The following is a 14,714-nucleotide window of genomic DNA, read 5'->3' as shown; positions in this document are numbered from 1 at the left end:
CTAAATGAAATTTTGATCATCTCTTAATAACAGCTCAATGTTTTGAGCTGTTTTTTTTGGTTTGGGATACATTTGCTATTTGAGCAGTTAAAAATAAAGCAATGAAGCTGTGATTGGCTGCATTCATTTGGCATTTGGCTAAGAGAGCCGCTTGTTTTTGAAAAGTGGCTTTTAAGGCATGTGCGATTGTTTAATAAAATATGTGTGGCACAAAGATGCTGTCATCACCTGTGATGGCGGAATGACTTTCACGAATGCCGATACCAGCTGCACCATGTCCAATGATCCAGCTACTGATGATGGCGTGTTTTATGTCGCCATGCTGGTCAGTAAAAGTGGGTGGTAGTTGGGCTTGTTGATACACAAACCCTTCTGTGCCATAATTACCGCCTGTTTGCAAGCTAAAGTCATGAGTATGTAAAGAAATGTTTGCCCCTTGACGAGAAAAGTACGGTTTTTTGATAAACTCACCGCTGAATTGACTTGCTTCAAGGTAGGTCGGTAAAAGGTTTGGGTGATCGGGAAACAGTTCCCATAATACCACAAGCATTGCCTTGTTGCTAAAAAGTAGTTTATAAGCAGGTTCAATGAATGTTGTGCGACCATTAGCAATATGTTGCCCAAACTCTTCTTGGAGTAGCCATTCCCAAGGATACAGTTTAAATAGCAGTTCAATCGGTTCATCATACAAATCAACAAAAGCCTGCTGTGTTTCATGAAAGCCAATATCGCTGATATCAATGAATCGTGCGTCCAACCCTGATTGTCTGGCGATGTCTTGTAGGTGGCGCGTGGCCATCACATCTTCGCTCTCATCACTCATGGCGGTCAAATAAAGAGTGCGACCTTTTAAAGCTCGAAACTCGACCATGAGGCGTTCGTAAATGCTATTACACTGCTTGGCATGACCAAGGTTCTCGTGCGTCTGTAACCAGTGTCGCTGTGCTACCCCGCTTTCTAAAATGAGAGTTGGTGTGTCAGCGTTGTATTCGTAAAGCTTGGGTGTGTTCGTGCCATCATAACATAAGTCAAACCGACCATAGAGGGTTGGCGTGTCAGGCTGAAAGCTTTGTTCAATCAAGACTGCTGACTCATCATCAATGCCAAGACGGGCATAATCACCTGTTTTGATGATGTGGCGTGCAGCCGAGAAATACATTTGATGCAATTCTTTGGTTGCTTTTGTCAGTGTGTTGATTTCGCCATCATCAAAGACATAATACGCATCGTCTTGCCAGTGGTTTTGCCAGTAGAATGGATCTATGCTTACATGCTCAAATCCCATCCGTGCCAAATCATGGTGCCAAATTTGGTTTGGTTGGGTGGTGATGCGCCTCATGAACGACCGCCGCCTGAGCGTTTACCCACGCTACCAAAGCCTTTTCTTGGTGTGGCTTGTTGTTTTTGGGCTTGGCTACTTTGGTAATTTTGTGTGCTTTGAGCGGCACTTTGTCGTTGTCCTGCTGCCTGTCCGCTTTGTACATTTTGGGCGGAGTTATTGGTGGTGGGTTGCTGTGTGGTGGCAGGTGTTTGAGCAGTCTTTGAAGCGTCTGCCACACGAGCATTGCTGGCTTTATTCGCAAGATAGCCAGCTGCTGCCCCAGCTGCTGCCCCCGCCAGTAACGCACCACCGACGCCCATGCCATCATCAGCTTGTGCCGTCTCGGTCGCCATCGGCGTTTGTTCGCTTGAGGGTTGATTGATATTGGCTGCCTGCGCTTCTAGCTGGGAAGCAGCGTCATTAATGGCTGCTGCTTCGGCTTTTGCTTGAGCTGCAGCCAGACGGCTTTGGGCTTCAGCAAGTTCACGCTCAGCATCGGCCAGACTTTGCTCGCTTGTTTTTGGTGCTTGTGGAGCTTGACTGGGGCTGGGTGAGCAGGCGGATAATCCGACAACGCCAAGACTTAATAATGCTAAAGATAGGCTTTTTTGAGAAACAGACATGATTTTCCTTGCTTAATGTTAAGGTTGGTTGATAAATGATGAATTATTATGCGGTTAAATGAGTGATTTTACAAGGTTTTTTTTAAGTTGATTGTGGTTTGTTTTATGTCAATGTATTTCCCAATGCCATGAAGTCATGCTATAATTCTATGGATACTTATTTTTACTTTTTCATCTTTTGCCAATGGTTGGTTCATACAATGACGACACCTGATAACATGTTCCGTCCGTCCAAGTCAAGGGGTTTTTTTGACCGTCTTTGGCAGGGTTTTTTGACAACGGTCGGTACTGAGAGGTTTTTTCACATCTTTTCGCCGTGGGTCAAGTGGCTTGCTGTCATTGCAACTGTTTTTTTGACCCTTGGCACGGTGTGGGGCTTGGTTTTTGCGCCAGCTGATTATTTGCAAGGCAACAGCTACCGCATCATTTTCATTCATGTGCCAGCAGTCAGTTTGGCAATGAGTATTTATCTTGCCTTAGCGGTGCTTGGCGTGATTTTCTTGGTGTGGAAGATTAAAACTGCCAACATCGTTGCCCAAGCAATCGCACCGATCGGTTTCATTTTTTGTGTGCTTAGTTTGCTGACAGGGTCTATTTGGGCAAAGCCAACTTGGGGTACTTATTGGGAATGGGACGCGCGCTTGACGAGTATGCTGATTTTGGCATTTCTTTATGTTGGTGTGATGGCGTTATTTGCAGCTTTTGAACATGCCCAAAATCGTGGTAAGGCAGCAGCGATATTATCCATTGTGGGTGCGGTCAATTTGCCCATCATCAAATATTCAGTACAATGGTGGAATACGCTACATCAAGGGGCGACTTTCACAGTAACCAGTGCCCCTAAAATGCCAGCAAGTATGTGGCTACCATTGCTTATGATGATGATTGGCATGTACTTCTTGGTGGCGGCAATTGCTATCTATCGCACCAACACTTTAATTTTGGCACGAGAACATAACAAATCGTGGGTAAGAAAACTACTTAACAAGCCAGCCAATCCTCAATCATAAGGTAGCAAGCGATGACTCTGTATTTTTCCAATCTTAGCGAATTCATTGACATGCAAGGCCATGGGGTGTTCGTTTGGGCATGCTATGGCATCACTTTTGTTGCATTGATCATGCTCATCTCTTTTGTCTTAAAAGAACGCAAGGCGACGCTTAAAAGGTTGCAGCAATCAAACATCAAGCAGTCTTCGCGTTTGACTAACAAGCAGCGTAAGTCATTAAATGCAAATGGTGTATCTGGTTAGGCAACTGCCCATTTAAATTGAAGCCTTTTTGGCCATTCAATCGTATCTTTGACAATCATTTTTACAAGTCACCAAATTATGAATAGTGTTAGACAAAAAAAACTCATGTGGGTTTTTGCCATGCTGGCAGGGGTAGCGATCGCTGTGGCCTTGATTCTGTATGCCATTCGCCAGCAGACAGATTATTATTTTGACCCAACCGCCATTGTTCAGGGTCAAGCACCAGAGGCTAAACGCATTCGTGCAGGGGGTATGGTGGTGTCAGGTTCGGTCAAAAGAGATCCTAATGACCGACTTAATATACGGTTTGAAATTACGGATTATAAAGAATCGGTGCCTGTGGTCTATCGTGGTGTGTTGCCTGATTTGTTTGCGGAAAATTCTGGCATCGTGGCAACAGGCGAGCTTAAAAATGGGGTGTTCATTGCCTCAGAAGTGCTGGCAAAGCATGATGAAAACTACATGCCACCAGAAGTTGCTAAGTCTTTAAAACAAGAACATGCTGCTCGTGGTGCAAATCTTAACAGGGAGCAATTTGTGCCCGCTGTTCCTATGAGTGAGATTGATGAACGCAAGCCTGATCCTTAGTATCAGGCCACCAGATTCATACGATCCATGCCGATGCCTTAATAAATGGCAATATGAGTTTGATCGCTGGTCATGGAGTGTTGTTGCATGAAAAATAAAAAACCTTGCAAGTATTATCCTGCAAGGGGTTTTTGATGGTGTTTGATACAGCTTGATACTGATTGATTTTACCGTAAAAAATGTAGTTTGGCGGAGATGGAGGGATTCGAACCCTCGATACGCTATTAACGTATACACACTTTCCAGGCGTGCGCTTTCGACCACTCAGCCACATCTCCAATTTCTTTATTATAACAGACTTTTTTGGTTTTGTCTTAATAATTTTAATGGGTAATACATAAAAGGTGTTGTCATTTGGGTTTGTGTATGTTTGTCTGTCCTTAAAGTCAAACTGTGAGTGAGGCGTCTATGCTGATGTCTCAATTTGCCCTACATTCCATGTCTGCTGATGGCAAGGCTGGGCTGTTCATGATGGGTAATTGTTGGCATGATTTGATTTTTTGGTCGGTAATCATGTGTGTCATTGTGTGTGTAAAATGCTTTGATATAACATGACGCAACACGATACAAAACAGGCTTATAAAACACAATCAGGCATCAAAAAAGCCTTGATTTACAAGCTTTTTGATGGTTTATGACACTTAAAAATACTTGATGATTTTCAGTGATTTTGATAGGTGGTGGAGATGGCGGGAGTTGAACCCGCGTCCGCCAGCACTACGCCTATGACTCTACATGCTTAGAATCTGTCTATGGCTTTAATCCGCACCGAACCGACAGTCAGGATGGATTGGACGATTTGCTAAAAGTTCGCACCTGTCATCGCAACGCTAACAGATGCTATCCTTTGTGCGTTCGCATCGGGGAGAGCAACCAAACCAAAGGCAATCTGTGCCGTCCCAAGTAGCCCTTAGGCTGCTAGTGCGTAAGTTTCGTCGTTTGCGACTATTTTAAAGGTATGTTGATTTACAAGAGGCATACACTCTTGACATGCACCATTAGGTTTTGCTACCAGCGTCGAAGCCAGAACATCCCCAAGATTTGGACATTCTAACAAATAACCGCAATAATAGCAATGCCAATGAGATGAATTTTGCGTTCATTGTTTTCAATTGCTTTTTTTGCCTGACTGATCAATATAATACGCTTGATTGCCTTTGATGACGAAAGCAAGACCATCAATAAAATTGGCGGGGGTATCATAGATGGTGGGAATGACCATCTCGCCTTTTGGGTTGATGTAACCATATTTATAGCCACTTTGTGTCTTGATGCCAACCGATGCCAAACCTTCAGAGAAATCTGCTGCTGCATTAAATATGGGTTGAATGACAATCTTGCCATTTTTATTAATAAAACCCCATTTGCCATGAATTTTAACTCTGACCAGACCATTTTCAAACCAGTCTCCAGCATCTGAATAGATGGCGGCAATCGCAATATTGCCTTTTTTGTCAATGAAGCCATAGTGATTGTTTTGTTTAATTTTAGCTCGACCTTCCCAAAATCCCCATGCGTCATCAAACTGAGGCTTGATGACAACTGTGCCTTTTGGGTTGATGTATCCGTACTTATCAGATTGTTTGATGAGTGCCAGACCATCATCAAAGTTGGCGGCCTTATCAAACTGTGGCGGTATCACAATTTCGCCTTGTGCATTGGCATAGCCGTACTGATTTCCTTTTTTAACAACAGCCAGATTTTCATTGTATTGACAATCTTCAGTGGTGTGGACGAACTGATATCCGCTGGGTAAATTGATTTGTTGTTCACAGGTTATTGGTTGTTCTGATGAGTCAGGTGATGGCGATTCGGCATGTGCCATGACCGAGATGACCACCAGTAATGGTGCGGCGTGTTTTAGCATGGTATTGACTTCAAATATTATTCAATTCTAAAAAAATACACTCATTATATCATGCCAGGGCATGAATGATGGCGACTTTTAGAGCGTCTAATTTATCTTTGCTTAAAGTTTGGCTATTGGTATCACTTAGATAAAACACATCTTCAGCACGCTCCCCTAAAGTGGTGATTCGTGCACCATGTACTTTGATGCCAAGTTGACTAAATACTTGTCCAAGTCTGGCTAAGAGTGCAGGGCGATCTTTGGTGATTAACGACATCATCTGTTGCCCTGTATGAGCCAATGAAGTCGCTTTAGTAAATTGTACTTGGGTGGGGACGGTAAAGTGCCTAAGTCGTCTATCAAGTCCAAAATGTCGTGGCACGAACTCATGGTTGTCATCTTTGAGGGCTTTGGTAAGAGCGTCAATCAGTGCCTGCTTACGAATGGCGTTTGTCAAGATATCATCTCGTTCATTCCCGCCACCAATGGCGTAACGATCAATAAGAACATAGCAATCTAATGCAGCAGGCATGCCATCAATCATGACAGTTAAAATTGTGGCATCCAACACTGACAACCCCATCTGATCCAGCACGCCTACGGTCGAGGCAAACAGATCGTTTTGGTCATGTGTGCAGATGAATGCTTGTACGGCATTTAATGCCAAATCTGAATGTGTTCTTAAAGTGATGATGAGCTCGTTGGTTTTGAGTTTGTGTTGATGGGTGAGAATTTCATCTGTTTGCCATGCAATGTCGGTGTGTTTTTGTTTTAAGAAAAATTCCTCACTAAAATCAGACCATAGGGTTTTAATCTCATTAGATGGCTGTGTCAATAAAGAGAGTGCTTTTTTTTGGCGATTGGTGATGACGGCATGCTTATCGATCGTTTCTTCTCCAAGACTAAGTACATGATGTGTGCTGACATACAGCTGTTTTAATAATGATGCTCGCCAAGAATTCCAAAGCTGGCTATTGGTGGCATTCATATCAGCGACCGTCAGTACATACAGATGGTTGAGATGTGCTACCGTCCCAACAAATCTGGCGAACTGAAGAATCACGACAGGATCGGAAAGATCCTGCTTTTGGGCGGTTAACGACATCGTCAAATGCTCACGCACCAACCATGCCACAAAAGACGCATCTGCTTCATTCAGCCCATGATCTGTTGCAAACCGATAGGCATCATCTGCCCCAAGCCTGCTATGATCTCCTTGCCTTCCTTTTGCAATGTCATGAAAAATGGCTGCAATGACGAGCAGGTCCTTGCGGTTGATTTTTTGATAAATCTCACCCACCAGGTCAAACTTATGCTGATATTCATCATCATTCACATCGCCAAAACGGTGTAAAACCTGAATTAAAAGCAGTGTGTGCGCATCTACGGTGTAACGATGAAACAAATCATACTGCATGAGCCCCATGATTTGTCCAAAGGGGGGTAGATAATTTCCCAGTACGCCATAACGCTTCATGAGCATTAGGCGATGAAATAGCAGATTGTTTTCTTGTAGATTTGCCAAAAAAAGTGCACGGTTTTTGGGATTTTTTCTGTAGTTTTCATCAATTTGACTGCTGGCAAGGCGTATGGCTTTGAGTGTGCTGGCGGCAATTGTTTTGATGCCATGCTGCCCCATAATGAGAAAAATTTTAAGCAGGCTTTCGGGGTTTTTAATGAAAATGGTATCATCTTTGGCGATGATTTTTGGGGGTAAATCGACATTATTGGCATGAATCATCTGATAAAAATCATGCCCAATGCTTAGATAGTTATGGTTGCCACCAAAATAGCGTTCTTGGTAATAAGCACACAACATTTCACAGAGTGCGGCTACCTGCATGGCATGCTGATAATATTGTCGCATCATGTGTTCAAGTGCTCGTGTGATCATTTTGCCATCAGCATCATCTGGTATGAGGTTTAGACGCTTGGCGATGTTTTTTTGCTGGTCAAATAGTAGGCGGTCATCACAACGACCTGATAGGGTGTGTAGATGATGGCGAATGAGCCATAAAAATTTTTGTGCGTTTTTTAAGTCGGTCAGCTCGTCGCTACTGATCAACCCAGCCTCTGTTAGGTCTGATAAATCATGTGCTTCATCAAAATAAAATCTGCCCAACCAAATTAAAACATGCAAATCTCTCAAGCTTCCAGGTGCGGTCTTAACATTCGGTTCTAGATTGTATTCGGTGGCGTGATGATTCAAATGGCGTGCCTTGAACTCTGCCATCTTGGCAGCATAAAACGCTTGAACACTCCAGATGGTCTTGACTGTGTTGATTGGCGTGTGTTTTAGTATCTGATTGCCAGCAATCAATCTGGCTTCAAGTAGGGCGGTGGCGATGGTCTGGTCGGTGGCGGCAAAAGTCATGTTGCTGGGCGTACGCACGCTGATGGCAGGCGTGATGCCAATGTCCCATAAGATTGCCACAAAGCGTTCAATGCTTTGACTGTGTGCCTGTATGTCCTCACCCAAAATCAGCATATCAATATCAGAATGAGGGAGAAGCTCTTTTCTTCCATAACCACCAATGGCAAACAGTGCCAAATCATCAGGCAAATAAGCGTGAAACAAATCGCTTAACAGAGCATCAATTGCGTGAGTGCGAAGCTGGATACAACTGCCAATTTGTTCGGTGGGATGGTCTAAGCTTAATAAGTGTTCATCAATTTGGTGATTCATGTCTAGTAGCCAAGACTTGATGGGCGTGCCATCAAATGGTTCTTGAGCTTTGATTGGTGGGGGTGTGAAAGTGATGGTTAAGATGTTAGCATCGTGATGAGGTGGATGTTTCATGATTGAGTTTTACTGGTATTTGTGGGAACTCTTAATTGCGATGGCCTCATGGACAAAGCTATGATTGATGCCATACTAGCATAAATATTAAGTTGATCAAATCAATCATTGTCAGATAATGGGCAAATGCTGTTTGATTTTATTTGTGTTTGACGATCTGTTTGAGCAATAGTGGGTTTGTGAAATTGTCATTCACGGCTGAATGTTCAATAAGATGTGGCGTGATGGGCTTGGTCTGACTTTGATGTTTGGCATGTGAGTGGGTTTTTGTGATCGGGTGGGCACGCCTGGCTGGCAAGCGTGCCAACAGAGGGGTTAAGTGCTCAGAAAGCTCAAATCTTCATTTGGTCGCTTGGTGGTAACAATACAGCCGTTATCAGTAACGATCAGCGTGTGTTCCCATTGTGCAGACAGCTTGCGGTCTTTGGTGATTGCCGTCCAGCCGTCTTTCATGATTTTGGTTTGCCAGACACCTTGGTTAATCATTGGCTCAATGGTGAGTGCCATGCCTGTTTTTAGCTGTACGCCTGTGCCTTTTTTGCCATAATGCAATACTTGTGGTTCGGCATGAAAGGTTTTGCCAATGCCATGTCCACAAAATTCACGCACGATGCTGAATCGTTCTGGCTCGACGACTTCTTGAATGGCAGCGCCAATGTCTCCCAAATAAGCACCATTTTTAACAACTTTCAATCCAGCGTATAGGGCTTTTTGAGCGGTGTCGCAGAGGCGTTTTGCCATGACCGAACCTTCCCCGATGATCCACATTGCTGAAGTGTCGCCGTAATATCCGTCTTTGATGACGGTAACATCAATATTGATGATGTCCCCATCTTTTAAAAGGCGGTTGTGGTCAGGCATGCCATGGCATACCACATGGTTGATAGAAGTGCATAGCGTAAAAGGGTAGCCTTTATAATTAAGACAAGCAGGAATGGCGTTTTGTACCTCAGTGATGTGCTTGTATGCCAAATCATCTAAAAACCCTGTGCTAACACCTGCTTTGACATGAGGGTCGAGTATTTCTAGTACTTCTGCTGCCAGACGGCCAGCGACTTTCATTTTTTCAATATCATCATGATTTAAAATGGGAATGGCTGTACTCATAAGATTGACCTAGCTGATTGATGTGATGAACGCAGTGCTGTGTGCGATACTTAAAAATAAGAAGGGTTTAATGTCTATTTTACTAAATTCTTTGTGTTTTTGCTTGAATTGAAACGATTTGGTTGGTTTGACGAATGACTACTCTTCATCTAACAGATCACGATCACGAGCCGCCTGTAAGATGATGCTTGATCGGTTGCCAGAGCGACAAAAAATGTGTAAAGGGCGTTCTGTGGCGTTAAAAAAATCAGCAAACTCTTGAACATGAGTCATGTCAAGCATGCCTCCTGCAAAAGCAATCTGTTTGTATGCGATGTCATGCTTGTCGCAGGCGGCTTGAATCTCATCGGAGGTAGGCTGATTCATTTCTTCATGATCAGGGCGGTTGTTGATGATGGTTTTAACCCCTTGATTGGCAAGTTCTGCAACATCAGCAGGAGTGATTTGTCCTGAGATGGTGATGCGAAATTCTGGTGCAAGTTCAGTCATGGCAATTCCTTAATATAAAAATCATAGCTTACATTGTTTTGGTGGTTTTGGCAATGGTTTGGTATGTGCCAACCTTTCATGACTGCAAAGTCACAGACAAAAAATCTCAAAAAATAACCATCAGGCCTATGTTAAAATCATCATTTTTCAGTCGATGTAATCTTAAGGGGTATCATGAAAGAATTTTTTCAAGCAGTGCTAAAAAACGCCAAGCAGTTTGGGGGACAACTGCCCACTAAATTCATGAATCTTTCAAGTCAGTCAGAGACTGGTGGCGATCATGTGGCATATCCACATATTTTCCAGCCTTTGGACTTAGGATTTACCACCATTAAAAATCGCATCGTCATGGGGTCGATGCATACTGGTCTTGAGGATAGGTTTTATCACTATGGTAAGTTGGCGACATATTTTGAGATGCGTGCCAAAGGTGGTGTTGGACTGATCATCACAGGTGGCATATCCCCTAACAGGCAAGGCTGGCTTACCCCATTTGGTGGTACGCTCAACCGCAGGGCTGATGTGGTACATCATCGCAGGGTAACTCGTGCAGTACAAAAGCATGGGGCGAAGATTTTATTGCAGATTTTGCATTCTGGGCGTTATGGTTATCACCCCTTTGTGGTCGCACCCAGTGCGATAAAATCACCAATTTCGCCATTTAAGCCACGCCAGATGAGTACGGATAACATTCTTGCGACCATTGAAGATTTTGCTAAGACTGCCCATCTTGCCAAGCAAGCAGGCTATGATGGTGTGGAAATCATGGGTTCAGAAGGGTATTTGATTAATCAATTCTTATCCAAACGCACCAACAGACGCACAGATGAGTATGGTGGCGGTTTGGAAAATCGTGCCAAATTCGCCATTGATGTCATTCGTGCGATTCGTGATAAAGTCGGTGAAGACTTCATCATCAGCTTCCGCTTATCAATGGTGGACTTGGTGGAGGGTGGAGCAAGCATGTCGGAGGTTATTACTCTGGCTACTTGGCTACAAGAGGCTGGCATCACCTTGATCAACACAGGGGTTGGGTGGCATGAGGCCCGTGTGCCAACCATCGTAACATCTGTACCGCGTGCAAGCTTTGTGCGATACACAAAAGCCGTCAAAGATGCTGTGAACATTCCTGTCATCACCTCCAATCGCATCAACATGCCACAAACAGCCGAATCAATCTTGGCAAGTAAGCAGGCGGATATGGTTCAGATGGCTCGCCCATTTTTGGCTGACAGTGATTGGGTTGGCAAAGCACGCCGTAATCAGTCGCATTTGATTAATACTTGTATTGGTTGCAACCAAGCTTGTCTTGACCATGTTTTTGACAATCGGCAGGTAAGCTGTTTGGTCAACCCCTTGGCATGTCATGAGACTCAATACACCATCAAACCTGCCAAAAAACCCAAAAAGATTGCCGTTATCGGTGCTGGCGTGGCTGGCATGATGGCAGCAATTACGGCGGCTCATCGTGGGCATCAGGTGGTGCTGTTTGAGGCTAAGCAAGAGCTTGGCGGTCAGTTTAATTATGCTAAGGTCATTCCAGGGAAAGAGGAGTTTTTTGAGACGATTCGCTATTTTCGTGAACAACTCTCATGGCATCAGGTTGATGTTCGTATGGGCATTCATGTGACCAGGCAGTTATTAAGCACAATGGCATTTGATGATGTCATCGTGGCGACAGGCGTCGTACCAAGACGGTTGAACATTGAAGGTCTTAATTTGCCTAGTGTGATGAGTTATGCCGACTTACTTTCTGGTAAAAAAGTGGCTGCAAAGCGTGTGGCAGTGATTGGGGCGGGTGGGATTGGCTTTGATGTGGCGGAGTTTTTGGCTCATGGAGCGACTGTGTCAGAAGAGGTTCATTCACCCACATTTCGCCCATCTGCTCAAACGACCGATGATTTTTTTAGGCAATGGGGCATTGATGGCGATGCTAATTATACGACGGCTGGGGCTGTGGTGGCACCAACACCCATCAAACACCAGCGTCAAATTTATCTGCTGCAACGATCGAAAGGTAAGATGGGTAAGGGCTTAAACAAGACCACAGGCTGGGTACATAAAGCAACCATCAAGCAAGCTGGCGTGAGACAAATCTGTGGCGTAACTTATGAGAAAGTGACTGATGAGGGGTTATGGATAACGGTGGAAGGTCAATCACAACTGTTGCGTGTGGATACGGTAGTGGTGTGTGCAGGTCAAGAGTCGGTGAATGCCCTGATGCCGAATGTTGGAGACGCACCAATCGCACAATACCACATCATCGGCGGTGCTAAAAGGTCTGAAGGATTAGATGCCAAGCGAGCCATCAAAGAAGGCTTTGAAGTTGGGGTTTTGGTGTGAGTGCGTGTCGGTTTGTTTCATTTTTGCGTATTTGTCATGTGTCATACAATCGATTGGGTTGATGGGGTTTGAGTTTAAGTTTTTTTTTGAGTAGGGTGGTTGGTTGCCTATCATGACCATCAAAGAGGTTGATGGTTACATTGTATTAATTATGTATATCAATTGTAAACTTTTCATATAAAAATATCAGCTTATAAATTAAATATTGTCAATATTATATTGATATAAGTAATTGATTTCATTTTTTTTTTTTTTGCATGAGATATTCGGCACATTTGACATGAAAGAATGTTACCATATGTTTCCCATTAGCATCATATTGCATTAATTTGTTATTGAAAGTATCATGCGCATTGTAGACAGTTGTTCATTTAATTTATTGATGAATGGACATGATTTCTAATCTGACGAAGCCTAACTAGAAGCGATGTGGTCAAACTGCTTGCCCCTGTTCGGCTGTCGTCCCAATCATTTAATTCAACAAGGAAAAGCTCAATGCCTAAGTTCAATCCTTTTGTAACTACTGCATCAGCTGTAGCATCTGCCATGTTGCTATTCTTTAGTACTCATGCCGTCGCTACCATTCCCAATGCGGTCAGTTGGTCTAAATCTGCCCAAATAGATAGCAATCCTCTCAACCCAAAACTCTCAGAGCGTACGGCCAGCATCATTCTTGTGCGACCAAAGACCGATAAACAAAGCAATCCAGACGACAGTCTGAATATCGCTGTCAATGGTCGATTCTTGACAAGTATACAGGACAATCACTATGCTCAAGCCATCGTTTGTTCTGGCGATGTGGCTTTATCGCTTGTGCCAACTGCTGTCAAGATCAATGACTTGATGCATCAGGTCGTTAACATCAAAGTTGAACCAGGTCAAACCAAAGTGCTTGTTGCAGATGTTAATGATCGCAATATCATGTTGGCATCACTAGAAGATGATAAAGTTGCGAACGCTTTTAATGGTATTTATCGACAAAATCATCAAATCAGTCGTGTGCAGGCAGAAAACTGCCCACCACCACCGCCAAAACCAGAGCCGGTCTTACCTCCACCACCCGCACCAGTACCACAGCCCGTATCTGAATACTATGTGGAAGTTCGCCCAAATGTTAAATTAAACATTTTATTTGATACTAACAAATCAGATATTAAAAAAGAATACCAGGGGGAAATCGCAAAGGCGGCTGACTTCCTAAGCCAGTATGCAGATGCCAAAGTCATTGTTGAAGGGCATACTGATTCTCGCGGTTCAGATGCGTATAATCAGGCATTATCAGAAAGACGAGCTGCTGCGGTCAGACTGGAGCTGATTAAAAATTATGGTGTTAATCCAGCTCGCATCAGTGCACAAGGATTTGGAGAAATTCGTCCAGTGGCAACGAATGACACTGTAGAAGGTCGTGCTCAAAACCGTCGTGTCATGGTAGTCATTCCAAACGAACAGTAAGATGCGTCATTTGTTAGTGATTAATTGTTGGTTTAATAATCAATTTTAGAGAAAATTAAGAGTATACTTATGTCTAAACATATCGCATTAAAAATACATAACGCCACCCAAACTGTGGCTAATCATACCGTCATCGTCAAAGATGGCAAGCCGACCGTCATCAAGGCAGCGTCTAAAGTTAATTATGAATTGCTGGATGTTGCCCGTGGTACAGCACCTGATCATATCATCACTAAAAGAGTGGGTAAAAATCTACATATCATCTTGGATAAAGAAGGTCAAGATGATGACATCATCATCGAAGGCTATTATGAAAAAGCGGATTCTGCTCTTGTAGGTCTGTCGGAAGATGGTAAATATTACTACTACATTCCAGATACTGGTGAAGTCGGCGATTATGTTACCGAGCTTGCCATTGGAGATGCTGAAGGTCAGGCTTTAGGTGGTCAATCTTATATTCATCCATGGTGGGTGGGTGAGGCTGAAGCCAGCACCAAGGTTAAGGTGGCTGTCTTACCTTGGATCATCGGTTTGACGGGTACTGGTGGTATTGTTGCACTTACCAAAAGTAAAGATGATGATAAAAAACAAGATAATGGTAATGATTCATCAAAAATTGCCGAAGCAGAAGCCTTGGTGAAAAAAGCAGAAGATGCTAAAAAAGCTGCTGAAGATAAGCTAAACGACATCAAAAAAGATGGCGTCATCAGCCAACAAGAAGTTGATGAACTAAACAGACTTAACCAAGCAGTTAACCAAGCTAAGCAAAAAGCAGATCAAGCTGTTAAAGCATTGCCACAAGGTGCCAAAGACGACAAAGGCAACACCAAAGAGTCACTACAAGATCGTGTGAACAAGGTTGCTCCAGTTCAAGTGCCTGCGGTTAATGA

At 43.6% G+C, this 14,714-nt stretch carries 12 protein-coding genes, 1 tRNA gene and 1 other RNA gene; 6 read left to right on the top strand and 8 right to left on the bottom strand.

All coding sequences use genetic code 11. The features are described from left to right. Positions 1–190: 190 nt before the first annotated feature. Entirely contained in the window at positions 191–1,339 is a 1,149-nt protein-coding gene (locus tag M2R47_RS08060; RefSeq protein ID WP_249101500.1) for a glutathionylspermidine synthase family protein, read from the bottom strand. Beyond that, positions 1,336–1,944, bottom strand: a complete 609-nt coding sequence (locus M2R47_RS08055; protein WP_249101498.1) for a hypothetical protein — start codon at positions 1,942–1,944, stop codon at positions 1,336–1,338. Before M2R47_RS08055 ends, M2R47_RS08060 begins: the two co-directional genes overlap by 4 nt. Before the next feature lie 200 nt (positions 1,945–2,144). Between M2R47_RS08055 and M2R47_RS08050 the strand changes: the two genes are divergently transcribed. The 3 genes from M2R47_RS08050 (at position 2,145) to ccmE (ending at position 3,784) form a co-directional block, all read left to right on the top strand. Next, the gene (locus tag M2R47_RS08050) at positions 2,145–2,954 is read left to right on the top strand and encodes a heme ABC transporter permease (protein ID WP_249101496.1); all 810 of its coding nucleotides are present in this window, start codon (positions 2,145–2,147) and stop codon (positions 2,952–2,954) included. 11 nt (positions 2,955–2,965) lie between these two features. Further along, positions 2,966–3,196, top strand: coding sequence for a heme exporter protein CcmD (gene ccmD, locus M2R47_RS08045; protein ID WP_249101494.1), 231 nt, complete (start codon positions 2,966–2,968; stop codon positions 3,194–3,196). 78 nt (positions 3,197–3,274) lie between these two features. After that, entirely contained in the window at positions 3,275–3,784 is a 510-nt protein-coding gene (gene ccmE / locus M2R47_RS08040; RefSeq protein WP_249101491.1) for a cytochrome c maturation protein CcmE, read from the top strand. A gap of 187 nt (positions 3,785–3,971) precedes the next feature. On the opposite strand, the gene M2R47_RS08035 is transcribed toward ccmE, so the two are convergent. The 6 genes from M2R47_RS08035 to M2R47_RS08010 form a co-directional block, all read right to left on the bottom strand. After that, a tRNA-Ser gene (locus M2R47_RS08035) sits at positions 3,972–4,062 on the bottom strand. A gap of 400 nt (positions 4,063–4,462) precedes the next feature. Beyond that, positions 4,463–4,820: a transfer-messenger RNA gene (gene ssrA / locus M2R47_RS08030) on the bottom strand. A 72-nt stretch (positions 4,821–4,892) separates the two neighbouring features. Beyond that, positions 4,893–5,651 (bottom strand): WG repeat-containing protein, encoded by a 759-nt coding sequence (locus tag M2R47_RS08025; RefSeq protein WP_249101488.1) that lies wholly within the window; start codon positions 5,649–5,651, stop codon positions 4,893–4,895. A gap of 49 nt (positions 5,652–5,700) precedes the next feature. Then, positions 5,701–8,433, bottom strand: coding sequence for a [protein-PII] uridylyltransferase (glnD, locus tag M2R47_RS08020; protein ID WP_249101486.1), 2,733 nt, complete (start codon positions 8,431–8,433; stop codon positions 5,701–5,703). A 315-nt stretch (positions 8,434–8,748) separates the two neighbouring features. Beyond that, a complete protein-coding gene (gene map / locus M2R47_RS08015) occupies positions 8,749–9,540 on the bottom strand; it encodes a type I methionyl aminopeptidase (protein WP_249101484.1) in 792 nt (263 codons plus the stop codon). Between the two features lie 138 nt (positions 9,541–9,678). After that, on the bottom strand, positions 9,679–10,029 hold the full coding sequence (locus M2R47_RS08010) for a protein tyrosine phosphatase family protein (RefSeq protein ID WP_249101481.1): 351 nt from the start codon (positions 10,027–10,029) through the stop codon (positions 9,679–9,681). A gap of 243 nt (positions 10,030–10,272) precedes the next feature. Between M2R47_RS08010 and M2R47_RS08005 the strand changes: the two genes are divergently transcribed. From M2R47_RS08005 to M2R47_RS07995, 3 genes are all read left to right on the top strand, one after another. Next, a complete protein-coding gene (locus M2R47_RS08005; RefSeq protein WP_283162944.1) occupies positions 10,273–12,372 on the top strand; it encodes an FAD-dependent oxidoreductase in 2,100 nt (699 codons plus the stop codon). 495 nt (positions 12,373–12,867) lie between these two features. Then, positions 12,868–13,824, top strand: coding sequence for an OmpA family protein (locus M2R47_RS09530; protein ID WP_283162943.1), 957 nt, complete (start codon positions 12,868–12,870; stop codon positions 13,822–13,824). A 69-nt stretch (positions 13,825–13,893) separates the two neighbouring features. After that, positions 13,894–14,714: GA-like domain-containing protein (locus M2R47_RS07995; protein WP_249101478.1), on the top strand; the 821-nt coding region annotated here is incomplete at its 3' end.

Origin of the sequence: Moraxella oculi (genome assembly GCF_023336735.1) — a bacterium.
GTDB classification, from domain to species: domain Bacteria; phylum Pseudomonadota; class Gammaproteobacteria; order Pseudomonadales; family Moraxellaceae; genus Moraxella; species Moraxella oculi.
Note: the sequence above shows the minus strand (reverse complement) of the source record. Positions and strands in the feature narration are given on the sequence as shown.